Origin of the sequence: Levilactobacillus suantsaiihabitans, from assembly GCF_004745505.1 — a bacterium.
Classification (GTDB): domain Bacteria; phylum Bacillota; class Bacilli; order Lactobacillales; family Lactobacillaceae; genus Levilactobacillus; species Levilactobacillus suantsaiihabitans.
Genome location: NZ_RKLX01000005.1, coordinates 42,835 through 69,396 on the forward strand (window position 1 = coordinate 42,835; position 26,562 = coordinate 69,396).

Here is a 26,562-nt window from a genome sequence, read left to right on the forward strand (position 1 = left end):
GATACGCGGTGACTCCGGTAGCAGCCTCTTTTGGCTGTCGGAATTAACCAACAAAAACTATTTTATACGAAGGACCCAGACGCGTCAATAAGAAATTTCAAAAATATTCAAAAAAATGAGTTTTTACCTAAAATTCTTTTGTCCCCCTGACTGGGTTTCCGCTTAGCCTCCCTGGTCAGGGGCAAATAAAAAGGCCAGGACATCTGCCCTGACCCGCGTTCTCTCTCGGTCACTATTGTCAGTAATTGAAAGAGACTTGTTTCGATGTTGATTATTTACATACGTTGACTGCCAAGATACCCATTCCCCTAGCAAGTAAACTAGAATCAAGCACCAACTTTAACTAGCCGAAACGTGTGCCCAAAGGCAGTCGGTTCCGCTTAAACCTGCTACCCAAATTATCCAGGTTCGGGATAATCCGGGTAGCAGCCTTAATGCTCGCCGACTAACCGCCTTTGGGCCCACTCTTAACTATTTGGTAATCTTGGTCACGCCGCCCATGTAAGGCACCAGAACGTCTGGAATCGTCACGGAGCCATCGGCGTTTTGATAGTTTTCCAAGATAGCGGCAACGGTCCGGCCAACAGCCAAGCCAGAGCCGTTCAAAGCGTGCACGTATTGCAGCTTGCCATTGTCGTCGCGGTATTGGATGTGCGCCCGGCGTGCTTGGAAGTCCGTGGTGTTGGAGCAACTAGAGATTTCCCGGTAGGTGTTTTGTTCTGGGAACCAGACTTCCAAATCATGCGTCATCGCCGCCGTAAAGCTCATGTCGCTGGTCGTCAGGGTAATCACGTGGTAAGCCAGCCCTAACTTCTGTAAGAGGCTCTCAGCGTGCTTCGTCAAGGCTTCCAGTTCATCCCAGGAGTTTTCTGGCTTACAGAACTTGACCATCTCGACCTTGTTGAATTGGTGCAAGCGAATCAAGCCCCGGGTATCGCGACCGGCACTGCCGGCTTCGGACCGGAACGCTGGCGTCAAGGCCGTGAACCAAACTGGCAGGTCCTCTTCAGGGATCACTTCGTCGCGATAGTAGTTGACCAGAGGGACTTCGGCCGTTGGAATCAAGGTCATATCTTCATCACGGAGTTGGTAAACATCTTCCTTGAACTTAGGGAATTGACCGGTACCGTACATGGAATCGTCGTTCACGATGTAAGGTGGCAAGACTTCCTTGAAGCCCGCCTTGGTGTTTTCATCCAAGAAGAAGTTGTAAACGGCCCGTTCCAACCGGGCACCTAAGCCCAGGTAGTACAGGTAACGACTCCCGGAAACCTTGGCCCCGGCTTCAAAGTCCAAAATGCCCAGGTCTTCCCCGAGTTCATAGTGGGCCTTAGGCGTAAAGTCCATGTTTGGCTTCTCGCCCCACTGCCGCAATTCCACGCTACCGTCTTCGGTCAAGCCAACGGGCACGTTATCGTTGGGAATGTTAGGCAAATGGGCCGCCGCATCGTGGACCTGGGCCTTTAACGTATCCAGTTGGGCATCAATGTCCTTGATCTCCCCACTGACCTGCCGCATTTCAGTGATCTTGTCGTTGGCGTCTTGCTTGTTGCGTTTCAGTTGAGAAATTTCGTCAGACACCGTGTTGCGTTGGGCCTTCATGGTTTCGCTCTTGACGATCAGTTCCCGCCGCTTGGCATCCAAAGCCAACAAACTGTCGATATCAGCGGGATCCACCCCCCGCGTGGCTAATTTTTCTTTGATAAAATCCGGTTCTTGGCGAATCAATTTTAAATCTAACATGCTGTTTTGCTCCTCTCTTTTTTAGCGGATGATACAAAAAAGGCCTCCGTCACATGGGACGAAGACCTTCGCGGTACCACCCAAGTTCGTAACTGGCGACCCAGTTACACCCTTGAACATGATAACGGTTTGCACCGTGCGGCATTACCCGCCCACGAATTCTCGTGCTGGAATCTTCGACGTCGCGGTTTGCAGCATCCCCCGCTTCTCTGGCCGTCTACTAAATAGGCACAACGTGTTTTTGATTAATCTCATCATACCGCATTTCTCGGCAGATAACAATTACTAACTTCAGCTAGTCTGATGGTTCTGACAATGATACACGTACCAGTCCGCCTTACCGTTGCGCTGGCGGAAACCAGTGCCTGCGGCTGCCAGGGATTCTGCCTGCTATGGGGACCGCCTGCAGCCCAGAAGCGGGCTTCCGGCTCGCTTTGAAGCCTGGCATAACCCGCCAGTCTCCAAAGTCGTCCCACGCACTAACCTGGCAAACAACGCCAGGTAACTGCGTCGACACAGCTGGCGCCACCCCTGGCCTCCTCCGGCAGATTGTCCGTTGCGTCAACTAAGATGACTGCCAACGGTTCGTCCGCACTCAGCTAGTAGTGGTGACTATCGCCACCGTAGCCGAGAGTGGAGCGAAAGTTGTGCTCAGCCGTGGGAGTTCCCTTAGCGGTGTTCTTTGCCGCTTAGGGAACTGGCGTCTTTGAGACGCGAACTGTCGGCTCAAAGCGAGGGCGAGACCGCACTTTGGCTCGACCGGTCCGCCCACCGCGTTCCAGCACAACTTTCGCGCAACGGTAGGCGGCCAGCCCCGGCCACGTTGCCTCCACCACTACAACTTAGAGTGAGGCGATCTTTTCGTCGATGAGTTGGAGCACTTGCTTGCGGGCTGCGGGGTCTTCCACGAAGTCCAGCTTGTCGCCGTCGATTTGCATCTTAGGGGACTTGTCGTAAGCGTTGTACCAATCCACGTAACGTTGGTCCAGTTCTTGGTAGTACTTGTACAGACTCGGATCGTGATCGATTTGTTCGTATGAACGCCCACGCTTCTTGATGCGTTCCAACATCGTTTCAAACGAAATGTTGATGTGGATCAATAAGTCGGGGTTCTTCTTGTGCGTGGCGTCTGGTAATTCTTGCATCATGTTGGCCAGTAAGGAATCGTAAATGTCGACTTCCGTACTGGTAGCCCGGCCCAAGTCGGCGTTCAAATGAAAGAGCAAGGAGTCTTCAAAGATTGACCGATCCAAGACACTTTCATCGTCGGCGTTGGCAGCTTTGATGCTGTCCAGCCGCTTGTTTAAGAAGTAAATTTGTAACAAGAAAGCATACTTCTGCGGGTTCTGGTAGAACAGTGGCAAGATCTTGTTGTCATCCACTGATTCGTAAAATGCTGGTTTGTTTAAGTGTTCGGCTAACAAAGTGGTTAAACTCGTTTTGCCAGCGCCAATAGTTCCCGATAATACAAGCATGCAATCTTCTCCTTTAAATACACCGGGTCCGTGACCGCAGCCACCGGAACCCCCTATCTCTACGTAAACTGGGTCCGGTAGGCATTTGCGCCCACTGACCCCGTCCAAAAATTCAACACCACATATTGTACCAACCTCCCGGATAAAAGACAATATGTCGTGGCCATTTTCTTAATCTCACTGGGCACAAAACGGCGCCCAAGCCGGAAGTGTCCAGCTTAGACGCCGTCATTTTTTATTTAAAATTTCGTGTGCCCACACTTAATTTCAGATAATCGTTTGTCACAACACTACTTGTTTTCCTTCAGCGTCCCATCGCGGTGCACTGGGGAAACGTCGACTTCACTCAGTGGAATCAACTTAGTGTGCTTCTTGATCTTGTAGCCAATGTAGAGGATCAAGACCAGTGGCACACTAATGTAAGTGACCAGTACTTGTTCCCAGTTACCTGAGAAGAAGGATTGTGGGTCTTGCCCAACAATGACGGCCACACACAGTGCCAAGGCTAAGATTGGGCCAACTGGGAACCACTTTGCATGGTAACTCAGTTCGGACAACTTGTGCCCTTGCTTGATGAATGCGCGGCGGAACCGGTAATGCGATAAGGCAATACCGAACCAAGCAATGAAGCCGGTTAAACCACTCGCAGCAACCAACCACATGTAAATCTCTGGACCGGCAATACTACTGATGAAGGTCAATGCGGCAACAATGGTCGTGGCGAACAGGGCAGGATAAGGAATCCCATTCTTCCCAGTCCGTTCAAACAACCGTGGGGCGTAACCTTCCTTAGACAAGGAGTACAACATCCGCGTGGAAGCGTACATCCCGGAGTTAGCGGCGGAAATGACTGACGTCAAGATAACCGCGTTCATGACACTAGCGGCAGCGGCCAAGCCGGCACGCTGGAAGACCAACGTGAAGGGACTGATGGCGATGTCACTGGCAGATGAACCCAACAGGTCCTTACTGGTGTAAGGTAAGACAGCGGCGATAACAAAGATGGCTAAGATGTAGAATAAAATGATTCGCCAGAAAACAGAATTGATTGCCTTAGGAACACTGTGTGCAGGATCTTCAGATTCACCAGCCGTAATCCCGACTAATTCAGTTCCTTGGAATGAGAACCCGGCAACCACGAACACACTCAAAATGGCAGGGAAGCCACCAACGAATGGCGCCTTCTTGTAGGTGAAGTTGCCTAAGCCAGTGGCGTGACCACCCATGATGCCCACGATGGTCATCAACCCAACGGCCAAGAAGATAAAGATCGTAACGACCTTGATCAACGACATCCAAAATTCCGTTTCACCGAAAGCTTGGACGGCTAGGGCGTTGATAATAAAGACGACGGCCAAGGCCACGGCACTCCAGATCCAACTTGGGACCCCGGGTAACCAGAACTTCATGACTAACGCAGCGGTCGAAATGTCGACGGCCACGGTGATGGCCCAGTTGAACCAGTAGTTCCAGCCCATCGCAAACCCTAAGGCTGGATCAACATACTTGGCTGAATACGCCGCAAACGACCCGGAGATCGGCATGTTGGTGGCCATTTCGCCCAAACTGGTCATCAGGAAGTAAACCATCAGCCCCATGGCCACGTAGGCAGCTAACGCACCACCAGGACCGGCGGTGGAAATTGCTGACCCACTGGCAACGAATAACCCAGTCCCGATACAGCCACCTAACGCGATCATTGACACGTGACGCGTCTTGAGTCCCCGCTTGACCTGATCAGAGGCCATGCTGGTTGTTGCGTTTGTCATATTCTGTTCCATAAAAATTTCCTCCTTCATGATTAGAAGGACTTCCTCGAAACGACCCGGGCCAATAAAAAAATCTCCTTCGCCAGAAAAGCCCGCGAAAGAGATTGGAAGTTTCATTATTCCAAGTCAATATCGTTGAAAGCGCCCCGCAACCCATATTTGGCTGCGACAGTCCCTGATCTGTTGAACCAGGACCCAACCACCACGCTATGCCCTCACGTGTTGATTTCGGCGACCGCCCCTTTAACTTTCCTTCAGTGATGTGACCCATCTCCGGAAAGCGACTCTTGTTGGTCGCGCCTCTTCTATTCGATACTTTGTAGTATACCATCCCCAACTCACATTGCAAGACGAAACCTTAAAAAAGTGCCCATTAATTTTTCTCGGCCAGTAAATCTAAACGATAAAGTCGTTCAGGTGTCGCCGCTTGACCCCCAATCGTTGGGGCTTCAAAATGCGGTAAAACCACCGTGAAACCAAGCTTTTCAAGCACCCGTTGTGAGCGGTGATTGGTCACCAAGCACGTCGCCCAAACCGTCTGCGGGCGTTGCTTTGCCCGTTGAACTAACAACAGGCTTCCGGCCAAGGCTTCGGGCATGAGCCCCCGCCCCCAGTCAACGGGATCTAGGAAATACCCCAGGTCGTAAGCGTCATCACTGGGCGCCCCGGTGTCCGTTTGGTGCTGGTAAAATAAAATTGTTCCCATGAACCGCTGAGTACTCTTATCCTCAATCGTAAAGGCAAAGGGACTTTGACGGTCGGCCGCTAGCCAACGTTTAATCTGCGCCGGGGACACGTCAGCCGGTGACCCATTAGCCGCCGCCACCGCGGGTATCGTTAACAGGCGCTGATAGCCGGGCAAGTCGCTTTCCGTTAGTGGCCGTAGCCGGACCCGGGCTGTTTCTAAAATTCGTTCCATTCCCATTTCCCTCTTTTCCAGTTCCCCGCTAAATGCGTTATACTTTAACCATACAGCGGTGGGCACCATTCCATTGGCCGTAGCGGCCTGGGACAGCGCAGCCCAGTTGCTGGCTGGCCCACCGCTGTCAAAACCGTTAAATCCTATCATGACTTATTTCAGGAGGTTTCGCAATTGAAAACAATCACTTTGCCACTGGCACCGAACTCGCCAGCTTACTTACAAGCTTATCTGCGGCAGCCCGCAACTGACACAGGAACCTACCCCGCCATCATCATCGTTCCGGGTGGGGCTTACACCCACATCCCTGAACAACAAGCCGAAGACCTCGCCTTGGCCTGGTCGGCACGGGGCTATCAAGCCTTCTTCTTGCGCTACACGTTCAGCGGCGAAAAGGCCCCGCTCCTACCCACACCGGTCGTGGAATTGGCCAAGAGTGTCGCCCTCTTGCGGCGTAACGCCAGTGCTTGGTTGATCGACACCGACCACATCTTCGTGGCGGGCTTTTCCGTCGGCGGCCACATCACTGCGTTGTTCAACGACCTGTGGCATGACGACGACTTCAACCAGTTGGCCGGCACGACGCCATACGAAATCAAGCCGCGTGCCGTCATCCTCAGCTACCCGGTCATCACCCCGGCCGCCGGTTACCCGACCGACGCCGAGACCCTGGCTAAGTGGACCGATGACCCCGACCAAATCGCGGCGGATAAGCGCGTCACGCCGCGCAACGTGGCCACCTTCATCTGGGTCACGGCCGAAGATCCCTTGGTCCCCGTTCAAAATGCGTTGGCCTACGCGCAGGCCTCAATCGCCAATCACGTCGACACCGAGCTCCACGTCTTCCACCAAGGCCCCCACGGCTTAGCACTGGCCAACCAGGTCACCGCCTGGAAGCCGGGCACCAACCTGCCTCACGTGGCCCACTGGATGGACCTCGCCGAAGAATGGCTGCATGAACTGGATTAGTGTGACTCATGGCGTTAACATTCGTTAATTGCAGCTTCGTAGCGTGAGCTGGCCGCCTACCGTCAGCCAAATATGGGTTGGAACGCGGTGGGCGGACCGGATCGAGCCTAAGGAGCGGTCTCGGCCTCGCTTTGAGCCGAAAATCGCGTCTCAAAGACGCCAGTTGTCTAAGCGCCATGAACCGCGCCGCTAAGACAACTCCCACGGCTGAACCCATATTTGGCAGACTCTCGGCTACAGTAGTGCGTGTTAGTAACAGTTGCCTTAACCCCAGGTAGTCGCTGCATTGACGGCTAATCTTTTCATTAGCACAGTATTACTGATAGCCGTCAACTTGCCGGAACTCTGGCTGACGCAGATGCCTGGTTTCACCAATTTCAGGTGTCAGAGGCGATCGACGCGTTAATTTTAGGTTCAATCTTTAACTGAAGGAAATGGAATGAGGACTCGCAGGCAGTCATTGCCTGTGGGTCCTCGTTTTTTACGCCGAGACAACGCGTTGCTTGCCCTTGCATCGCTGAAACGTGCGCCAACAGACAACTGGTTCTGCCTAACACCGCTAGGCAAGCAATTCAAGACCGGGATTACCGTTAATGCTCGCCAGTTAACCACTTGTTGGTCCACTTTTATTTTTAGGTAACTAAAGATTGACAGACGAAAATCAGCTGAAATTACTGTTAACACGGTGTTGCTGATAGACATCAACCTTGCCGGAGTCAGCCAGGGTGGAACCATCTGAGTCGGTGGTGTTGGCTGAGGTTTCTTCTCAGCCTACAGCGCGGGACGACTTGAGAGACTGACGGGCTTTGTCAGGCTTTCAAGCGAACCGGAAGACCGCCCCTCAGGCTGGAGGTGTTCCCCATAGCAGGTGGAACCCTGGCTGACGCAGGCACCCGGCTAAACCAATTTTAGGTAATCAAAAAGAGCCTGGAAAAATTCCAAACCCTTTGGTGTGACGCTTAAATTTCTGAACGCTTGAGCAACGGCCAGTTCTGCATGACCGGCGCCAAGCGAATGTAGAGCCCTTCGGCAAATTGTAACCACAGGTAAGCCAGTAAGACGGCGCCAATGGTGTCCGTTGGGAAGTGGGCATTTAAGTAGACCCGTGAGATCATGACTAGTCCCATCCAGACGATCAAGAGAATGCGCACGATCCAGGCCTTCCATGCCGCCGCAATCATTGGTACCAAGATGACCCAGATCATCGCGACCAACAGGAAGGTGCCGAAGACGTGACCACTGGGGAAACTATAGCCATCGTCAATGGCTAAGTGGGTCGAAGGTCGGGCCCGTTTGACCAGATTCTTGACCAGCGACGCCAGCACATCCCCGCCGGCTAAGGTCGCCAGACACCACAGCGCGGGAATCTTGAACTTGAACCCCCACAGCAGGAAGGCCAAGATCAGCACCCAAATGATATCCAACTTAGGCTCTGCCAGGCTCGTCACCCCGCGGTACAGCAACGTCTTCCACTCCGGTTGATTCTTCTGGATCACGTCGACGATCGACGAATCCAAGAACTCGACGTAGGCGTTTTGCGCCTTTATGTAGATGGCCACGACCAAGAACAAGGCCGTTGCCAAGGTAAATTTCCACGGCCGGTCCCGGTCCCGATTAAATAACATCATAGTTAACTATTCCTTTCGTCATACCCGATTCTGGGAAAACCCCTAGCAATGAGTATACCACCCCGGGGGCAAATTTCTAGCGTTTCCGCCAGTATTAACACTTTCATAAACGCTTGTGGTGCCGCCAAAACCGGCGTTGAATCCGGTTGACCAATTCTGACAGCAAGAAGCCAAAGGCAATTGCGCCGGAGATCATCACAACTTGGAGTAAGAAGACGAAGGCCGTCGAGTTTTGCCCCAACGCGAAGTTTTTGATCATTTGATACGCTTGCCCGCCCGGCACCAGTGGCACAATGGCGGGGATGTTGAAGAGGATCATCGGCATTTTCTTGATTTTAGCCGCCTGTAGCGAGGCGACCCCGATGGCCACAGCGCCCAATAGATTGCCGACCACGTAGCCGCCGCCCCACAGGACCGTGAAGCGGTATAGAACGTACCCCAACACACCGATCCAGCCGCCCACGTTGAGCGCCCGCCGTGGGATATTGATCAGGATTCCAAAGGCAATCGTCGCCACATAGGTTCCGCCGACCTCAATGATAAATTCTAAGACAGACATCCCAGCGTCTCCTCTCTATAGAAATTGCAAGACCATGGCAATGCCAAAGCCAATCGCCGCCGCACTGACCAACGCCTCCACGCCCCGGGCCGGTCCACTGACCAGATTGCCCGCTAAAATATCGCGCACCGAGTTGGTGATGGGCACCCCCGGTACCAGCGGCATGACGCTACCGATGATAATATCATCGACGCTGTTGCCCAGGCCCCAATGGACAAAGACCACCGCCATGACGCCAATCGCCGCGGCCGACGTGAATTCGGACAGGAAACGAATCTGAATGTATTTGTTCAAAATGTAGTAGACCCACCAGCCCAGCATCCCCACTAGACAAGTGATTCAAAAGTCGGGCAGGTTGTGGCGAAAGACCACTTCCAACGGGCCACTGACCAGCGCCGCAGCCACCAGTTGTAGCCAAAAGGGAAAATAACGACTGACGCTATCCAAGTGATCCAGCCGGTCCGCAAACTGGCGCAAGTTGATCTTGTGATCGGCGTATTGCCGCGACAGGTCATTGACGACCGCAATTTTTTCCAAGTCAAAGGTCCGGCGCTTGACGGGCTCAATTTGCGCGCCCACCTCGCCGTTGATGGCCATCAAGATCCCGGTGATCATCACGAACAGCTGACTGGTCTGGGCCCCGGCATTGTGGGCGATTCGGGTCATCGTGTCCTCGACCCGCTCAATTTCCGACCCATTTTCAATCATGATGCGCCCTGCAGTCAACGCTGTGTGTAAAATCAGCTGATCCCGTTTCTTTTGACTACTCATCTCCGTCCCTCTCTTTTCGCACGTGTTTTTTTCATTATACGGCATGGCACCGGCCGGGGAAATACGCAATCAGCTTTTTCCGTAAAACTTTTCAAATTTGACTTTGAGTCTGCTACCGAGCGCGTTCTGAACCGCCTTACCGTTGCGTGAAATTCTGGGCTGGAACGCTGGGGAAGGTTCTAACCACCAAGATTGGCTAAATCAGCTGCCTCCGGCGGGCGAGCGCTTATCCATCTACGATGTGTTAGACCAGCCTCAACGTTCAATCGGCCTTAACATCAGACGGATAAATCGGTTGGTCTTCCCCCGGTAACCGACGCTTCACCGATAAATCCATTTCAAAACACGAGGCCATCCCCCACTACAAATCAAAAAGCCCAAGGCGAATAGACGGCCCTGGACCCTAGTCTTAGTCAATCGAATTTTAAAAACTGCTCAGTCGGCGACAACTGACACAGCCTCCTGGTTTAACTCACCATCATTTAACGTAATACGACGTGACCGTGTCAAACGACCACTTCAAAGCTGGCTTCCCCTTGTAGTGGGTCTTGCGCAAGACGTTGTACTTCCCGACCTGCTGGCCCTTGGCGATTTGAAAGACCGAAACCTTCTTCTTGCCAATATGTACGCCTAATTGCTTTTTCTGGTAGCTGCCGAAATGGCTCTTGAAGGACCGGGCGCCAATCTTGAGCTTGAGACCCTTTTTCAGATGACCCGTTGAGTGTTTCAAGTGCCACGTTCCCCGGTAGGCCTTGGGAATCTTCTGGTACATATTTTGCTTTGCGGCGGCCGGTTGTGGCTGTTGTAAGGCCGTCGTGGCCCCAACGCCGAGTGTCGCCACGGCTAAGACCGTCAGTAATTTTTGTCGAAACATGATTATCCGCTCCCTTCACTATTGATAATATCATGAAAGCGTTTAAATTCAGCTCATTTTGCCTAAAAAAAACGAACCTGGGAAAAAATCTCCCAGGCTCGTTCGTGTCACCTTTGCATAGCTGAAAGGTGCGCCAAAAGGTAACCGGCTAATCGCCTTTTGGCCCACTCTCCTGCTAGTTTATTTCACAAAAATATAATGTGCCGCCTTGTAACTGACAATCAGCTCGGCGTCATCCGTCAGGTTTTGGACCGTCACTGGCCCCTCGAACGGATCGTGCTTGATGACCTTCAATTGGTCGCCGATGTCTAACTTCAAGTCACCCAAGTACGTCAACAGATCGTGATTGTCAATGAACCGATCGACCGAAACGATATCCCCATCGGCTGCGTCATTGAGCACGGTGTGAGAATCTTCGTGATAGTGGCCGTAGCGGTCGGGAATCACGCCGCCATGCGGACAATGCGTGGGGTTCCCCAGCATGTCGTCTAAGGCGTTGACCAACTTGGCACTCGTGACGTGTTCCAAGACCTCTGCTTCATCGTGCACGTCTGGCAAGTCATAATCCAGCTTTTCCACCAGAAAGTCTTCCCAGATCCGGTGCTTACGAACCAAATCCTCGGCCAGCCGAATTCCCTTACTGGTCAGAGAAATCCCGGCGTAGGGCGTGTGTTCCGCCAAACCTTCTGCGGCCATCTTGTTGACCATTTCGGTCACGGAGCCAGCCGCAATATTTAAGCTGATGGCAATTTGCTTATTGGAAACCTTTTTCTGTTTCCCACCCAGCTCAAAAATAATCTTTAAATAATCCTCCTTCATCGGAGTCATCACTGTTCACCTCATCTAGATAATGCCTCATTTATACCGCGAATCGCGGCAAAACGCAAGGCTAGTCGTGTCGCCAATCGTTTTGATCGAAAAACAAATCTTCATTCTTCCCCCGCCGACACTCTGCTTGGATCGTTACGTGATTGATGCCGTACTTGTGGCACAGCAGCGTTTCAATTTGCCGGTAAATCGGCTCGATTTCACTGAGTGGCAGGTTGTCCATGTTCACGTGCACCGAAAACGCGATGTTATTTTCATCGATCAGCCACGCGTGAATGTGGTGGACCCCCTCGACCTTCGGCAGCTGACACAGGTCGTGGGCAATTCCCTCGTAGTCCAGCTTCGGCGAGGCTTCCATCAAGATGCCAAAGGTCTGCTTGATGATTGGCCAGGATTCATAGCTGATGTAGCCGGCCACTAAAATCGTAATGGTCGGGTCGACCCAACTGATCTGCCAAACCGTGATCAAAATAGCCCCCACGATGACGCCGACCGAGGCCAGTGCGTCGCTCAACAGGTGCAAATACGTCGCGCGAATGTTCAGGTTGTGCTGGGCGCCATGATTTAACAGAATCGTCGAAAACAGGTTGGCCAGGAAACTGACCACGGCCACCACCAACATGATGTCCCCTTTGACCGGCTCTGGGTTTAGCAATCGCCGAATCGCTTCGATTGCCAGCGCCAGTGAAATGACGATCAGGACGCCCGCGTTCAGCAGGGCCGCTAAAATTTCTGCGCGCCGGTAGCCGTAGGTGTTGTTACGGGTTTGCCGCTTGCCACCGATGCGATGGGCCACGTAACTGAGGACAATGGATAAGGCGTCCCCGAGATTATGAAAGGCATCTGACAGCAACGACAAGCTCCCGGACAACAGCCCACCTAACAATTCAAAAATCGTAATAACCACATTTAACACGGTCACCAGTAAAAACCGGCTCCCCGAGAGACTCTTTTCCAATTGTCCCGCCCCCAATACTAACTAGGTCTATTATCGCAGAATTTAGGGGGAATGAAAAGCCAGTCTTCGGTAAACCTCATCGATTTCTTGGTGACCGAACTTGTCCGCCTAGCAAAAAAGGGAATCGACCTCGCTTGAAAGCGAAACCAATCCCCTTATATTATAGTAGTTTTTGCAATAGCTAGTCGCTGGCCGAGGCCAACGTCACCCAGACGTCCAGGCTGCCGCGTACCGACCCATATTGGGCGAACGGTAGGCGACCAGCACGGTCTGTGACGCTGACGGAGACGCTAGAACCTGCCTAGTTCAGTGACTTAATCGTTGGCGTAGCGGTCAAGTGCGCTGATTTAGCGTTGGCTGTCAACCGTTCGTAAGCGAAATCGATCGTGCCCGGCATGCCAGCAGCCGCCAAGTCGATCCGGCCCGTTTCCGTAAAGCCGTTCTTCTTGATGACGTGTTGCATCGCCATGTTGTGGGGATGCGTATCGATCCGAATGCTTTCGATGGACGCCGCGTGGTCGATTTGGGCGAATAAGCGTTGGAACAATTCCCCCGCCAATCCGCGACCATGATGGTGGCTCGACACAGCTACCCGATGGATGGCCAAATATGGCGCTTGTTCCGTCAGCCACTGACCGTCGATCTGTTTATAGGTCGGATCCTCTCCGGGAATCAATGCAGCAGTTCCTAAAATTTCGTTGTCTTCTTCGAGCACGACGGTCCACCCTTGGTGAATGTCGTCGACTAAGACAGCCGTGTTGGGGTATGACCCTTGCCATTGATCAATGTCTTGCGCCGCCAGTAACTCGCGGCCATCACGGATAATCGATTCAATTTGAGGTAAGTCAGCCATAGTAGCTTGTCGTAACAGCATGTGTTAACACCATCCTTTTAATTTTGTTTTAAAGCGATTTTGTAATCTTAACACGTTCGCCAGAGATTACAACCAAAGCGACGCGATTTTCGCTAAAAGATTTTCGGATAGATGATGAAAGCCCGCCATCACGGCGTTTGCGTTCACATTTTTCTGCCACATTCTCAAGTGTTTTTCATTTTTCGGTCGGTTGTTTTCATACGACAAGCTGATTGGTCCCAGTATTGTCGTGGGCGCTGGCTGCTGGCCAGATATGGGGTGACACGTTGGGGCTACAGTTGTGTCTCACGCTTGCCTCATAGCCGAAACGTGCGCCAACAGGCAGCCAGCTAATCGCCTGTTGGCGCACTCTTTTCCAAATAAAAAAACCGATTTAAAATAAGATTGTAAGTTTTGACTTCTAGGCCATGTTAAATCAACATGGTCTAGAAGTTGTTTTTGTTTCTAAAACATATAATTAGATGGCGATATTGATAGGCAACTAACAATATAGTAATCTATAAAATAGATATGTCTTGAAAGGCATGAATGTCATAATGTATACAGTAGGCGTATACATTTGTTCAAAATCAAATCAGCAGTAAGCATTATTCAGATACAATGGGAAAAAGTTGTATCTGAATAGATTTCAACCGATCAATTAGTTTATTTACAGTCTATTAATACTGAATAACTCAACTAGAAAGATAATGAGGTAATAATATGTCAGAAAATATGGCCAAAGAAATAAATAAGCTTTTACGAGAAACTTTAATTGACGAACAACGTTATTTTACTGAACACGTGAAGCAAACTAATCTCACCAGTCAACAAGCGCGGACAATTGGGTATATCGATAAACATCCTGGCGCAATTCAACGCGATGTTGCTGATGCATTTAAACGCCGCGGTGCTAGTATTTCTAACATGTTGAAAAATCTAGAACGTGATGGTTATATTGAAAGAAAACGATCACCTACTAATGACCGAACAAAGGTGTTATATATTACGGAAAAAGGTAAACAAGTTATCACTGAAGTGGATGACATTTTTAAAGCCATTGAAGAGAAGCTCGTAGAGAATATGGATGATTTAGAAGTTAGCAAGTTGCTCACATTACTAAAAAAAATAAAATTTACTGATTAAACTCAAAAAGAGACCTTCATAGGCCTCTTTTTTATATACGACAGTTGACAATTAGATATCTAAGAGTTAGCATTCTTATTATTCACGAAACCAGTACTTATTGAAAGAGGTGTAAAAATGCAACTTATATTAAAAATAAAAAAATTAGGATTTAAAGGACGACTGAATCGCGCGAAATTTTGGCAACTTGTCTCAGCTAGTTATGGATTGGCCTTAATATGTTTAATCCTATTAGCGTTACAGGCTGGTTATAGTTGGTCAGCTATCTTTGCCATACAATTACCTACGTTAAGGCTGACCGGTCGCGTGATTTTTATGATCGCCTGGTGTGGACTCTTAGGGGCTAAGATTAGACGATTAAACGATCTTAAGCTGTCTCATTGGCTGATTGGATTGGACTTCATTCCTGTAGTAGGTGCCCTTGTTTTTACCATATTTGGGTGCTTACCTTCTAAAAAATAATAATTTTAAGTCGTCATTAAGAACAATTAACTACCAAAATCAAAATGTAGAAAGTTGGTATGATCATGAAAAAAACATTAATTAAAAATATTCACTTATTTAAGGATAGCCAAAATACAGCCTTGACGGATCTCGTTATTGATGACAAGAAAATTGCTGTAACTAATCGCCAAGATGATCATTACGATGATGTTGTTGATGGTCAATATGGTTATCTGATTCCAGGATTAATTGATGCGCATACCCATACTAGTCAAGATGGATTAGCGACTTCACTAAAATTTGGTGTTACCACTGAATTAGAAATGATGGGACGAGCTAATTCGCGTCAACATACAGATGCAGATCAACTGATGGCAGATGTTCGTTCAGCCGGAATGGGGGTCACAGCCAAAGGTGGTCATCCTAGTGAATTACAAAAAGGTGCTGGTATCCCAGCCAGCGTTCTAAAAGAGATGGCTGCAATGACTGAATTAGAACGTAATGCCTTTATCGAAGCTCATAAAAAAGCTCAGGGGAAAAATGGCAGCATTGAAACGCCAGAAGATGCCCGGCATTTTGTTGATGCACAGATTAAAAATGGTGCTAATTATGTTAAAATCATGCTTGATGATGGTCGTTATGAAAATGCAGCGCCTTTACCAGTTTTACCGCGTGAAGTTTTACAAGCTGCTGTCGATGAAGGACACCGTCAAAACAAGTTAGTTATTGCCCATGCTTTGTCACAAGATTTTGCCCTGGAAGCAGTCGAATTGGGTGTCGATGGCTTAGCACACTTGTTTTTAGAACATGATGAAAAGACGCCCGCAATTTTGGATGCAATTGCGCAAAACCACGTTTTTGTCACACCATGTTTAAGTTTAAATGCTTCATTGACGGGAAATTTACCAACCAATTTGCTTAAAGATCAACGTGTCATGTCAAAACTGGCACCTGAATGGCAAGAAAACCTAGCGAGAACTTTCGGTACAGCTACCAATATGGACTTTCAAGCATCACTGCTTAATGTAAAAGAATTGCATAACCGTGGCGTTGCTATTCTGGCAGGAACTGATGTATCGCAACCAGCACCTAACTTAGGTGGACTAGCACATGGTGCCAGCCTTCATCATGAATTACAATTGCTGACACAAGCTGGCTTAACTAACGCTGAAGCTTTGTTAGCAGCAACTAAGACGCCAGCTGATTACTTTGCGACTGATCGTGGGACTATAGCTAGCGGCAAGCGAGCTGATCTTGTTTTATTGAAGAATGATCCACTTGAAGATATTCAGGCCACCTTAGACATTCAACAAATCTGGATTGCGGGAAAAGCAGTCATGTCAATCTAATGTAGTTTTATGAATGTTGTTATCCAAACGTTTTCTCAATAATCATATAAACCACATCGTATTAGCTTTACGGTTATCATCCAACGACGTGCTTGACATTGATAAAGATACTATTTGAAATAGATAAGCATCAACAAATAGTCACACCGAATTAAAGAAGATACTTGTTTGATAGGCTGAGAAGTCAATATTTTTAATACAATAAAAATTAGGATTGAACTATGAGTTATGATAGTTCAATCCTAATTTACTGTTTTCATCGACTTTATATTTTAAAACTTCTGTAATTCAGCAACTAAATCATCTGCATTAATTCCAAATAAAAAACCCACCCAAGAACTTTCTAAACTTGAGTGAGCCCCACGGGAACGGTAGGCGGCGAGAGAAAAATCACAATTAATTTTCCAGAAAACACGTCGTTTTAGTTTCACGATCGCTTACGCTGACATATTGCCAACGTAGTCCATGCGCAAGATAAACGCGCTATTACTAATGGTTATTCGCCTGGTTTCACAACACGTCAACAACATGATTGACCACCAATCCAGCCAGAAGATCGATTGGTATCGAAAGTTTTTTCTGCCACCTACGAGAAATGTTCCCGTGACTTCAGATTACCATTGTTACCGGCGATAAACAATCAAATCGCCCTAATTCTTGGTATCAATCAGCTGAAAGTGCCAGTGGCCGTCAATTCTTTGCGCGACCAAATTTTTGCCGGGTTCCGGATCGAACGGGCCTAAGTCGATACTGGCCTGCCGATTGTCCTCATCAATGGCCATATTGACGAAGCGACCCTCGAAAAATGACCGCAACATGTCGAAGTAATTGGACCGCCGTTGTGACCGCTTGGCCGCCCCCACTAAGGTGTAGCCATCATCCAGGTACGTCTTGATCTGCTGGACTTTTAGCACCGTCTTATAGGAAAACTTCCGGTTTTTCCCGTCGGTCGCCACCTCGCTGTGAATGTAGCCCTTGCTCTCCCAGTAGCGAATCTGACTCTGTGAGACCCCCGTCGCCGCGGCCACGTCGCCAATGCCCAAAATCAAATCTTCAATTGGCATTCTCTTTAATAAGTTTGATGCATCTTCGTCCATCATGGGTACCTCCCACCTTTCTGCTCCCCTTACGCCGAAAACCCGGTATTGTGTAAATGAAAGCGGTTGTGAAATTTATGAGTTCTTCTATTATCATTGTATCCTTTTCTCCAACCAGTATAGATATTTTAAAAAGAATGTCAAGCTAGTTGACAAGGACCCTAAATCTGCGTATAGTAGTCCCAGAATTAATTTTATGGATAAAGAGGGAATATACATTGGGAACTGCAATTGATACCAATGGAAAGTCCTATAGCCGGACGCTACTGGTCGTCTTGCTACTGGTCGGGACTTTCTGTACGGTGCTGAACCAAACCATTTTAAGTACTGCCTATCCAACCTTGATGAAGGCCTTTGATGTCTCGACCTCCACCGTTCAATGGTTGACGACTGGTTTCTTGTTAGTCAACGGGATCATGATCCCAATTAGCGCTTGGCTGCTGACGACCATCAGCTCCAAGTGGTTATATATCGGCGCGATGTCAACCTTCCTATTAGGAACGATTCTCTGTTGGTCTGCCGTGAGCTTTCCCATGTTACTCATTGGCCGACTCATTCAAGCCGTGGGTGTCGGGGTATCGATGCCACTCTTACAAACGTTGATGCTGACTATCTTCCCGGCTAACAAACGGGGAACTGCCATGGGCCTGGCCGGAATCGTTATCGGGTTAGCCCCAGCGATTGGACCGACACTGTCTGGGTGGGTCATTGACAACTGGACTTGGCGTGACCTGTTCGGCATGATCATTCCAATCGTGGCTATCGTGGTCATTGCCAGTTTCTGGATCATGCACAGTGTTTTGGAAACGCACAAGGAACCGCTGGATCTCTTATCCATCGTGTTATCCACGATTGGGTTTGGGAGCATGCTGTACGGTTTCTCCTCTGTAGGTGACGACGGCTGGGGCAGTACGATCGTGCTGTCGACCTTAGCCATTGGGTTCATCTTCGTGGGTCTCTTCGTTTGGCGTCAACTGACGATGGACAAGCCATTCTTAAACTTCCGGGTTTACAAATCTGCTGAATTTACCGTTTCCGCTATCCTGAGTTCCGTGGTCAACATGGCCATGGTCGGGGTCGAAATGGTCATTCCTTTGTACCTACAAATGGTCAAGGGCATGTCCGCCTTCCACTCCGGATTAACGCTGTTGGCTGGTGCCCTGATGATGGGGATCATGAGTCCGATTACCGGTCGGGCCTTTGACCGCTTCGGTGCCAAGCGTTTAGCCACGATGGGGATGTTCTTACTGACCGTCGGGACCTTACCATTCGTTTGGATCACTAAGGAAACTTCCACGTTGTACATCGTCTTGCTCTACGCACTGCGGATGTTTGGGATTGCCATGGTCATGATGCCTGCCACGACCGCTGGGATGAACGCCTTACCATTGAACATGATCTCTCACGGGACGGCCGTCAACAACACCCAACGGCAAGTGGCCAGTTCCGTGGGGACCGCCATCTTGATCAGTGTCTTGACCAACGTCACCAAGGGCCAAATGCCAGCCAAGCACGTCTTGAAGAGTGACCCACTGAGCTACGCCAACGGGGCCATCAACGCCACGCTGTCTGGTTACCACGCCGCCTTTTGGATTGCTGTCGGCTTCTGTGTGGTCGCCTTGGTCATCGCCTTTTTCTTAAAGGGCAGCAACCGCTCGATTCATTTAGCTGACAAGAGCGCAGCCGAAGAAAACAAAGCCACTGAAGGAGGTGCCGCATAATGATCGTCTTTACGCTGATTATCTTTGCTGTTCTGTCCTTCGTTTGCAACGTCTACATTGCCAACCGGCCCCTCAGCAACATCCTCACCGCTATTTCCGTGATCGGCCTGCTGACCAGTATCTTCTTCATGGTGAAAAATGACCATGACCACTACGGCCTGCACGAAGTCACCCAAACGTCGACGCAAAAGATCTACTCGGCTTCCCCGTCGAAACAACTCCCGATGATGATCTATCAATCCATCGGGACGGCCGACAAGCACCAGGTCTACGTTTACAAGACCAGTGCTAACGCCAAGAAGACCCAACACACCCGGGCCAAGGTCACGACCAAAAACGTCGTCAAGCGGACCACGGGTGCCAACCGGATTGTCACCAAGAAGGTGTACCGCGAATACAAGAACGGCGCCTACAAGTTCTGGTTCGGTCTGTCCGGTAACGGTCACAAGTACGTGAAGGAAACCAATACCATTTACATCAACAAGAACTGGACCGTCTTGAGTACGGCCCAAGCCAAGAAGCTTCAAGCTTTAACCAAGTCCAAGAGCTTCCAGGCTAAACAAAAAGCGGCCGCTACGGCCTACGTCAAGAAAGCCGTCATGGCTGCCATGACCAAGAACCCTAGCATGTCCGCTGCGCAACAAAAACAGGTCACCAAACAAGCCACCGCTGCTTACCAAGCCCAAGCAATGAAGCAATTGATTGCTCAGGTCAAGAAGTAACCGCGTGTCGCAAACAGGCCCCGTCACTACCGTCATTGGTGGTGATGGGGCCTGTTTTTTTGTGGCTTGGGGGGGGATGGCCGACGAAGATTGTGGGAACTGGCCGCCTTACCGTTGCGCAACTGCCAGGCTGGAACGCTGGGGAACAACCGCCCCGAGCCTGAAAAACGGTCTCGTGGCTTGCTGAACCTGGCTCTGTGCCACTCCCGGCTACAGAGACGGTTAACGACGCTATCCGCTAAAACCGCAGGCCCCCACCACAAATCGACTGTTAGGCTACTACCAACAACTATCTTAGAACATCCCCGGCCATTGGCACCATTTCGCCAGTAACCTCCCCACCGTGTCAGTGACCATTCGACTCTTTTCACCCGCTGCGGGTACGCACACCGGTTAGCCGTGAGTGAAGTGAAATCTAGGCTCAGCCGGGGAATTTAGTTGCGTTCTTGGCTACCAAATTGGTGTCTTTGAGACGTGGGGTTCGGCTCAAAGCAAGGCTGGCGACCGCTCTTTGGCGCCAACCGTCCTTCCCCAGCGTTCCAGCCTAGAATTTCACGTAACGGTAAGGCGCCCAGCCCCCGTTGCCGTTGCAATACGGCCAAAAAATGCCGAAAAAAAAGCAGCTCACGGCCGGAATCCGTGGAGCTGCTGAGTGGGTCATTTTACCGATTCATTACCTTAACTAGTTCACCTGGGTTAGTTGCGTTTGGCCTTTGCGGCAGCGTGGTAACAACCCGGACAAGTCGTCTAAAGACGTCCCGTTATCCTGAAAACATTGAATCATGTCGATCCAGTACAAATCTGAATCATCGAATTCCGTTGCGGAATGGTCCTTACCTAACAGCCCGTTCTTAACGTAATCCTCAATGCGGCTCGCGTCCACGTGTGCAGATGCTGCCAATTCAGTTAAGTTCATCTTCATCGCCCGTACCCTCACTTTCATTCGTTATCAATGAGAGTATCATACAACCACCTTTACCGAAATGCAACCTTTTCCGCCCAGAAAATTCAAGTGTTTTTGAGCGAATAAATTACGGGTTTACGTCACCATAAGTTAGCGCTAAACTGGAGATTAAAATCCCATTAGAGTTTAGAAAGGAAGTTTGTCCATGGGGCCTTCTCTGACCTTTAAGACCGGCGTTCGTGACGTTTTACCAACCGTCTTCGGCTACATTGGTGTCGGCCTGGCGTTTGGCATCGTCGCCCACACCAGCCACCTCAGTTTATTGGTGGTCGCCGGATTATCTTTTATCGTTTACGCCGGTTCTGCCCAATTTATCATTACCAGTATGTTGCTCTTACACGACCCGCTTTCCGCAATTTTTATCTCGACATTTCTGGTCAATTCGCGGATGATTCTGATGAGTACCAGCCTGGCGCAGTATTTCAAACACGAATCGCTACTACGCAACCTGTTGATTGGCACCCTGGTGACCGACGAGACCTTCGCGTTGGCCATGAATAAGCAAAATAAGACCCAGGGCCGTCTGAGCTTCGCCTGGCAATCCGCCGCCAATCTGGTGGCCTACCTGGTCTGGGGCGTGGCGACCGTGATTGGGGCCATGCTGGGCGGTTTGATTGCTGACCCGACACGCTTGGGCTTTGACTTTGCGTTGACCGCCATGTTTATCGGACTGGTCTACCTCCAGCTGATCAGTGACAAGCACCTCGGTATGTCACTCCAGCTGACCGTCATGGTATTCGTCGCGTTGGCCTACTATTTCTTGATTGGGGTCATGAGCCAAAACTTTGCGTTGATGATCGCGACCGTCGCCGGCTGTTTATTTGGAATGGAGCTGAAAAAATGTCGATAAGTCTTACGGAACTCTGGGTCATCCTCGGCTGCGGCGCCATTACGGTGTTGTCGCGGGTGCTACCCTTCGCGTTTGTTAAATCTCTCAACATGCCGGACTGGCTGATTAGCTTCCTGTCCTTCGTCCCCATCACGATCATGACGGCGCTGTGCTGCGAGAGCCTGTTTGTCGCCCACGCCGGTCACTTGGCCACCCTCAACGTTGCCAACTGCCTGGCGGCCATTCCGGCGACGCTGGCGGGCATCTTGACTAAGAGCCTGCTGATGGTGGTGGTCGTGGGCATCATGGCCATGGCCGTCCTGCGCTACTTCGCCATTGGTGGCTAACCAGGTGGCCCGGCAACACTTGTGTTTGCTGGCCGCCTTGCCGTTCGCTAGAGATGCGTTGGAACGCTGAGGGCGCCGGGCCAAGCCAAAGGACGATCTTGGTCCTCAACTTGGAGCCAATGAACCGCGTCTCCAAGTTGCCAGTTCCCTAAGCGCCGTGGCCCATGCCGCTAAGGGAACTCCCACAGCTGAACGCATCTCTAGCGAACTATCGGCTACGATTGTGGCAGTCAACCACTGATGTCGTCCACTGTTCTGCCAAAACGGTGGTGTCCATCCCCACTAACTTAGTCCGTCATTGGGCTATCTTGCCGATTTCTGCAGCCTATTCTCCAGATGTAGAGACAATAACAACACTCCCCCAAATATACCATCAAACGACAATACCAGCCATTCGGTTTTTTCTGAATGGTTGGTATTTTTCGTTCAAAACTCGCAAGACTTAACCTTGTTGTAATTTCCTGATAATGGATAAACGCCCTTGTCTCTTCCGGTCATACCAGCGTTCTCGCCACTGATGGCATCCCCTTACCGTTTTTGACAGAAAGGGACAATCAGTTACGTTGTCCAGACACCACCGTAGCCGAGAGCGGCGCGCCAGATGCGTTCAGCCGTAGGATTTCCCTTAGCGACGAAGTCGGTTAGGGAAATGGCGTCTTTGAGACGTGTCTTTCGGCTCAAAGCGAGTACCGAGACCGCCCTTTGGCTCGGTGCGTCCGCCCACAGCGTTCCAACGCATCTGGCGCGCCGCGGTAGGCGGCCACTTTAATCGTTATCCGGTAACACTAGGTTCAATACGATGCCCAGTACTGCCGCCACAGCCAAGCCGGAGAACTCGTATTGGCCGACCTTGAGGTACGCGTTGCCGATGCCAATGACCAGGATCGCCGAGGCAATCATTAAGTTACGTTTGCGATTGAAGTCCACGTGCTTTTCGATCAGGATGCGCATCCCACTGGAGGCAATTACCCCGAATAGTAGGAAGCTGACACCGCCGATGACCGGATTGGGGATGCTTTCGATCAGGGCGCTTAGCTTGCCCACGAAGCTGAAGATGATGGCAAACACGGCCGCGCCAATCAGCACGTACACACTGTGGACCCGCGTGATGGCCAACACGCCGACGTTTTCACCGTAAGATGTGACGGGCGGGCCGCCGACGAAGCTAGCCATGATTGAGGCCACCCCATCCCCGGCCAGCGTGTGATGCAACCCCGGATCTTCAAAGAAGTTGCGGTGGGTCAGTTCGTTTAAGACCGTGATGTGGCCGATGTGCTCTGTCATGGTCACGAAGGCAATTGGGGCCAGACTTACGATAGCGCCCCAGTAGAAATGCAGCGGATAACTCAAGATGGGCACTTCAAAGCTGGGTAATTGAAACCACGCCGCTGCGAGGACCGGTTTAAAATTCACCAGGCCACTAACCGCCGCAATCAGGTAACCCGCGACGATTCCCAGCAGAATGGGCACCAACGACAGAAAGCCGCGTAGGTAGAGGTTGAAGCCAATCGTCAACAGTAAGGTCGCCATGGCCACGGCAAAGTATTGCCAGTGATACGTCCCCGCGCTGTCGACCGTGGCCTTTTGAGCCGCACTACCGGCCAACGACAGCCCGATGACCATGACCATCGGACCGACCACGATTGGCGGCAAGGCCCGATTGATCCAGTCCGACCCAATCAAAGCCACAATCAGGGCCACGACCAGGTAGACGGCCCCCACGGCCAGCGTTCCCTGCGCGATGCCGGGATAACCGGTCGTCTTCATCAACGCGACCATGGGCACGATAAACGAAAAGCTCGACCCCATGTAAGCGGGAATCTTGCCCCGGGTGATCAAAATGTACATCAGGGTCCCCACGCCCGAGCTGAAGAGGGCGATACCAGGGTTTAACCCGACTAGAATGGGTACCAAAACGGTCGACCCAAACATGGAAAATAAGTGCTGTAGCGATAACCCGAACCACTGACCCCAGCTGGGACGTTCCCAAATGTCGATCAGTGCATCCGGATTACGGTAACGCGACGGTGTTTTCATGAACGCAAGCCTCCAGATTCTCAAGATAGAAAAAAGGACACGCCGTTCCCGTGAAGAAACGCACGTGCCCACTGTAGACTTCGCCCGACGCTGGTCGACGTGTGCACCCTTCATTGCCTCACGGGACAACGTTAAAGGAACATATTTTTATTTAGTATACCCAGTCCGTCAAGGCAGGTCAACGGTCTTTGTTGAGAATCGTTTTTAGCCATCCGGCCATTTGACCGCTAAACCAATCGTCATGATAGCGACTTAATCACCCGAAGGTTATCGCGGTTAATCAACCATCCGCCAGTCACCCTCGTCGGCCTTGGAAATGTCGTTTAAGAACTTCAACACCCGTTTGGCCCGGTCCGGTTGTTGGTCGTGTAACAGGTTCAGGCCAGCCCCCGTGACCATCGGTTGGCTGAGCCGGAAGTCGCCGTCCGCCATTTCGCCGGTCGCAAAAGCCATCACGGTCTCGCCAGATTCGATTTGCGTGGTCAAGAAAAACATAGTGAAGTCATCGTCGGCTTGCATGTATGCAGGCATCGCCCAAATATCGGGCGCAATCTCTTGCATCTCCCCCGTCTCCGTGCCGTCCAAGAACTTGAATTCCTTGTGGTTGGCTTGGGTGACCGGTTGCTTTAAGACCAACATCATGTTAGCAAATTCAGTGTCACCGAGTTGAATATTGTCTTTCATCGTTTAATTTCCTCCTAAACGCGCCAGCTTGGGGCTCTCCCGTCTACTGGCAACTTAGTCATCATTATACCAGCGTCTTGGTTAAAATTAAATCACGTTGCCGGTCCGCCCCCAGTTGAAAGACGTGGTCGCCCACCTGGGTGAAGCCCATGGCCTGGTAGAATTTCCGTGCGGCCGCGTTGTGTTCCCACACGCCCAGCCACACCGAGGTCAGCCCCAATGCCCGTGCCCGGTCGACGGCGTGTTGATAGAACTGCTGGCCCAGCCCCTGGCGCTTAAAGGCGGGCAAAATGTAAATGCGCTCGATTTCTAACGTCTGGTTCCCCCGCGGCTCCGATTGGGTTGGTCCCCAATTCAACTTGAGATACCCCGCCACCTGCGTGCCGACCCACATCAATTCGTAGGTCGTCGTCGGCTGCCGCAACTCGCTTAACAGCTGTTGCGGGTTGTAAGCCGTGTCCAAATATGCCGCTAAATCCGCCGGTGTATTGGCCGCCCCAAACGTGTCTGTAAACGTCTGGCGGCAAACGGCTTGTAGTTGTAAAATTTCTGCCTCTGTACAAGGCTTGATGATTCCCGTCATGTTGCATCTCCTTAATAATCGCGTGAGTGTCCCTGCTTAACGGCCTGCCAGTCGGCGGCTACGTTTTGTTCAACGCGTTGTAGATACCCCGCCAGCACCTGGGCCTCGGCTGGGCTAAACCCCTGTAGCGCTACTTGATTGGAATACTGATTTTCCCGTTGCACCAACGGATAAATCTCAGCGCCGCGCGCCGTCACGAATAATTTTTTAATCTTGTGATTCACGGCATCCGGCCGCTTCTCCAATAGCCCCGCGGTCGTCAGCTTCTGGACCGCCCGGGAAGCCGTCGTCCGGTCTACCTTAAGTAGCTCGGTCAAGCGTTCCAAGATGATGCCGGGATGCTCGGCCACCCGGACCAAGTACAGGTACTGGCCCTTGGTCAACTGCACCTGTTGAAATTCCCGATTGGCAATGGCGTCCAGCGCCCGGGAAATATTGCCGATGGGCCGTAAAATCTCTGTCACGTCACTCACCTCCTGATGGCAACATCTAGTGTAACGTCATTATATTGTATTTGCAATAAAAATTTTGTCAAAAAAAGACCACCCAACGCCAGTCAGGTGGTCCCCACATTAAAAGTCAACTTAGTTGGTCACTCGGATTGGCTTCCCAATCTCGAGTTGCATGTGGTAATACTCGTGGTCCCCAATCATCTGCTTACCGGTGACTTCATAGCCCATCCGCTCATACAACCGCATGGCGCCGGGGTTCTCGAAGTCAACGTTGAGGCCGATCACTGCTTGCCGGTCCCGTTGGGCATAAATTGGTAACGCCCGCAATAACTGGCGGCCAATCCCTTGCCCTTGATGATCCGGCGAGACAGCCAATGAGTCTAAATACCATTCACCGGCTGCGGTCTCTGAATCTAAATCAAATGGTTCGTCGAAAGCGGCACTTTGAGCTGCTAGGCGAGTCATCACGTCATCTACAACGTCTTCATTTTCACCAGGGTAGCCAAACGCCACCCCCACTACTTGGCCATCGGCCTCGGCCACCACCGTGGTTGCCGCCCCGGACAAGTATGTCCGCGTGCGGTACGCCGCCGTGATGACCTTCAGTAAGTCGGGGCCTGGAACGTCTTCCAGGTCGGTCAATTCCATTTCGTCGTAGATCAAGTTCATCAGCGGCGCTATCTGCGGTGCGTCCGCTGGTCGAGCTTCACGAATTATCACAAAAAATCCTCCATTTCTAGTTCTTCCTTAAGCCTACCGGAGCCGCGCGCCTTTGTCAAAGCATTTGCTGTTTGACCATGTCGGGTGCCTTAACTATAACTAACAGAAACCAGTGCCTGCG

The 26,562-nt window shown here is 50.9% G+C and carries 25 protein-coding genes, 1 pseudogene and 1 riboswitch; of the genes and pseudogenes, 8 read left to right on the forward strand and 18 right to left on the reverse strand.

Going from position 1 to position 26,562, the window contains the following annotated elements; translation table 11 throughout:
• Positions 1 to 471: 471 nt before the first annotated feature.
• From serS to EGT51_RS04300, 4 genes are all read right to left on the reverse strand, one after another.
• Complete coding sequence (gene serS / locus EGT51_RS04285; protein WP_135367538.1) at positions 472 to 1,743, reverse strand: serine--tRNA ligase; 1,272 nt, start codon at positions 1,741 to 1,743, stop codon at positions 472 to 474.
• Positions 1,744 to 2,585: 842 nt separating this feature from the next.
• Positions 2,586 to 3,218, reverse strand: a complete 633-nt coding sequence (locus EGT51_RS04290; protein WP_135367539.1) for a deoxynucleoside kinase — start codon at positions 3,216 to 3,218, stop codon at positions 2,586 to 2,588.
• A gap of 290 nt (positions 3,219 to 3,508) precedes the next feature.
• Positions 3,509 to 4,999, reverse strand: a complete 1,491-nt coding sequence (locus EGT51_RS04295) for an amino acid permease (protein ID WP_179951128.1) — start codon at positions 4,997 to 4,999, stop codon at positions 3,509 to 3,511.
• Positions 5,000 to 5,118: 119 nt separating this feature from the next.
• Positions 5,119 to 5,300, reverse strand: a riboswitch (Lysine riboswitch).
• Between the two features lie 60 nt (positions 5,301 to 5,360).
• Positions 5,361 to 5,906, reverse strand: coding sequence for a GNAT family N-acetyltransferase (locus tag EGT51_RS04300; protein ID WP_135367540.1), 546 nt, complete (start codon positions 5,904 to 5,906; stop codon positions 5,361 to 5,363).
• A 174-nt stretch (positions 5,907 to 6,080) separates the two neighbouring features.
• On the opposite strand from EGT51_RS04300, the gene EGT51_RS04305 reads away from it, so the two are divergent.
• Positions 6,081 to 6,875 (forward strand): alpha/beta hydrolase, encoded by a 795-nt coding sequence (locus EGT51_RS04305; protein WP_135367541.1) that lies wholly within the window; start codon positions 6,081 to 6,083, stop codon positions 6,873 to 6,875.
• A 959-nt stretch (positions 6,876 to 7,834) separates the two neighbouring features.
• Here the strand turns inward: EGT51_RS04305 and EGT51_RS04310 are convergent.
• The 7 genes and pseudogenes from EGT51_RS04310 to EGT51_RS04340 form a co-directional block, all read right to left on the reverse strand.
• A complete protein-coding gene (locus tag EGT51_RS04310; protein WP_135367542.1) occupies positions 7,835 to 8,503 on the reverse strand; it encodes a phosphatase PAP2 family protein in 669 nt (222 codons plus the stop codon).
• A 103-nt stretch (positions 8,504 to 8,606) separates the two neighbouring features.
• The gene (locus EGT51_RS04315; RefSeq protein ID WP_135367543.1) at positions 8,607 to 9,062 is read right to left on the reverse strand and encodes a threonine/serine exporter family protein; all 456 of its coding nucleotides are present in this window, start codon (positions 9,060 to 9,062) and stop codon (positions 8,607 to 8,609) included.
• 15 nt (positions 9,063 to 9,077) lie between these two features.
• A pseudogene (locus EGT51_RS04320) lies at positions 9,078 to 9,833 on the reverse strand (threonine/serine exporter family protein).
• A gap of 478 nt (positions 9,834 to 10,311) precedes the next feature.
• Positions 10,312 to 10,707 carry a hypothetical protein gene (locus EGT51_RS04325; protein ID WP_135367544.1) on the reverse strand — a complete coding sequence of 132 codons (396 nt, stop codon included), beginning with the start codon at positions 10,705 to 10,707 and terminating at the stop codon, positions 10,312 to 10,314.
• 180 nt (positions 10,708 to 10,887) lie between these two features.
• Positions 10,888 to 11,535, reverse strand: a complete 648-nt coding sequence (locus EGT51_RS04330) for a metal-dependent transcriptional regulator (protein ID WP_135367545.1) — start codon at positions 11,533 to 11,535, stop codon at positions 10,888 to 10,890.
• Positions 11,536 to 11,596: 61 nt separating this feature from the next.
• Positions 11,597 to 12,493, reverse strand: a complete 897-nt coding sequence (locus tag EGT51_RS04335; RefSeq protein WP_135367546.1) for a cation diffusion facilitator family transporter — start codon at positions 12,491 to 12,493, stop codon at positions 11,597 to 11,599.
• Positions 12,494 to 12,794: 301 nt separating this feature from the next.
• Complete coding sequence (locus EGT51_RS04340) at positions 12,795 to 13,367, reverse strand: GNAT family N-acetyltransferase (RefSeq protein ID WP_135367547.1); 573 nt, start codon at positions 13,365 to 13,367, stop codon at positions 12,795 to 12,797.
• A 702-nt stretch (positions 13,368 to 14,069) separates the two neighbouring features.
• Between EGT51_RS04340 and EGT51_RS04345 the strand changes: the two genes are divergently transcribed.
• The 3 genes from EGT51_RS04345 to EGT51_RS04355 all read left to right on the forward strand — a co-directional run bounded on the left by EGT51_RS04345 (position 14,070) and on the right by EGT51_RS04355 (position 16,285).
• A complete protein-coding gene (locus EGT51_RS04345) occupies positions 14,070 to 14,492 on the forward strand; it encodes a MarR family winged helix-turn-helix transcriptional regulator (protein ID WP_135367548.1) in 423 nt (140 codons plus the stop codon).
• Between the two features lie 117 nt (positions 14,493 to 14,609).
• Positions 14,610 to 14,954, forward strand: a complete 345-nt coding sequence (locus EGT51_RS04350; protein ID WP_135367549.1) for a DUF805 domain-containing protein — start codon at positions 14,610 to 14,612, stop codon at positions 14,952 to 14,954.
• 65 nt (positions 14,955 to 15,019) lie between these two features.
• Positions 15,020 to 16,285 (forward strand): amidohydrolase family protein, encoded by a 1,266-nt coding sequence (locus EGT51_RS04355; protein ID WP_167850139.1) that lies wholly within the window; start codon positions 15,020 to 15,022, stop codon positions 16,283 to 16,285.
• 650 nt (positions 16,286 to 16,935) lie between these two features.
• Here the strand turns inward: EGT51_RS04355 and EGT51_RS04360 are convergent.
• The gene (locus EGT51_RS04360) at positions 16,936 to 17,382 is read right to left on the reverse strand and encodes a MerR family transcriptional regulator (protein ID WP_135367551.1); all 447 of its coding nucleotides are present in this window, start codon (positions 17,380 to 17,382) and stop codon (positions 16,936 to 16,938) included.
• A gap of 218 nt (positions 17,383 to 17,600) precedes the next feature.
• Between EGT51_RS04360 and EGT51_RS04365 the strand changes: the two genes are divergently transcribed.
• Together EGT51_RS04365 and EGT51_RS04370 are read left to right on the forward strand one after the other, a co-directional pair.
• Positions 17,601 to 19,103 (forward strand): MDR family MFS transporter, encoded by a 1,503-nt coding sequence (locus tag EGT51_RS04365; RefSeq protein ID WP_135367552.1) that lies wholly within the window; start codon positions 17,601 to 17,603, stop codon positions 19,101 to 19,103.
• Positions 19,103 to 19,825 (forward strand): DUF4811 domain-containing protein, encoded by a 723-nt coding sequence (locus tag EGT51_RS04370; protein WP_135367553.1) that lies wholly within the window; start codon positions 19,103 to 19,105, stop codon positions 19,823 to 19,825. The genes EGT51_RS04365 and EGT51_RS04370 overlap by 1 nt, the downstream gene beginning before the upstream one ends.
• A 682-nt stretch (positions 19,826 to 20,507) precedes the next feature.
• Here the strand turns inward: EGT51_RS04370 and EGT51_RS04375 are convergent.
• A complete protein-coding gene (locus EGT51_RS04375) occupies positions 20,508 to 20,747 on the reverse strand; it encodes a MerR family transcriptional regulator (RefSeq protein ID WP_125574909.1) in 240 nt (79 codons plus the stop codon).
• A gap of 187 nt (positions 20,748 to 20,934) precedes the next feature.
• Between EGT51_RS04375 and EGT51_RS04380 the strand changes: the two genes are divergently transcribed.
• Positions 20,935 to 21,639, forward strand: coding sequence for an AzlC family ABC transporter permease (locus tag EGT51_RS04380; RefSeq protein WP_135367554.1), 705 nt, complete (start codon positions 20,935 to 20,937; stop codon positions 21,637 to 21,639).
• Positions 21,630 to 21,965: an AzlD domain-containing protein gene (locus EGT51_RS04385; RefSeq protein ID WP_135367555.1), complete on the forward strand. Its 336-nt coding sequence runs from the start codon at positions 21,630 to 21,632 to the stop codon at positions 21,963 to 21,965. The genes EGT51_RS04380 and EGT51_RS04385 overlap by 10 nt, the downstream gene beginning before the upstream one ends.
• Before the next feature lie 765 nt (positions 21,966 to 22,730).
• Here EGT51_RS04385 and EGT51_RS04390 read toward each other — a convergent pair.
• From EGT51_RS04390 to EGT51_RS04410, 5 genes are all read right to left on the reverse strand, one after another.
• Positions 22,731 to 24,002, reverse strand: a complete 1,272-nt coding sequence (locus EGT51_RS04390) for a uracil-xanthine permease family protein (RefSeq protein WP_135367556.1) — start codon at positions 24,000 to 24,002, stop codon at positions 22,731 to 22,733.
• A gap of 276 nt (positions 24,003 to 24,278) precedes the next feature.
• A complete protein-coding gene (locus EGT51_RS04395) occupies positions 24,279 to 24,686 on the reverse strand; it encodes a hypothetical protein (protein WP_135367557.1) in 408 nt (135 codons plus the stop codon).
• A gap of 64 nt (positions 24,687 to 24,750) precedes the next feature.
• Entirely contained in the window at positions 24,751 to 25,269 is a 519-nt protein-coding gene (locus tag EGT51_RS04400; RefSeq protein WP_135367558.1) for a GNAT family N-acetyltransferase, read from the reverse strand.
• Between the two features lie 11 nt (positions 25,270 to 25,280).
• Positions 25,281 to 25,733 (reverse strand): MarR family winged helix-turn-helix transcriptional regulator, encoded by a 453-nt coding sequence (locus EGT51_RS04405; RefSeq protein WP_135367559.1) that lies wholly within the window; start codon positions 25,731 to 25,733, stop codon positions 25,281 to 25,283.
• 120 nt (positions 25,734 to 25,853) lie between these two features.
• Positions 25,854 to 26,441: a GNAT family N-acetyltransferase gene (locus tag EGT51_RS04410; RefSeq protein ID WP_135367560.1), complete on the reverse strand. Its 588-nt coding sequence runs from the start codon at positions 26,439 to 26,441 to the stop codon at positions 25,854 to 25,856.
• Between the last annotated feature and the right edge of the window lie 121 nt (positions 26,442 to 26,562).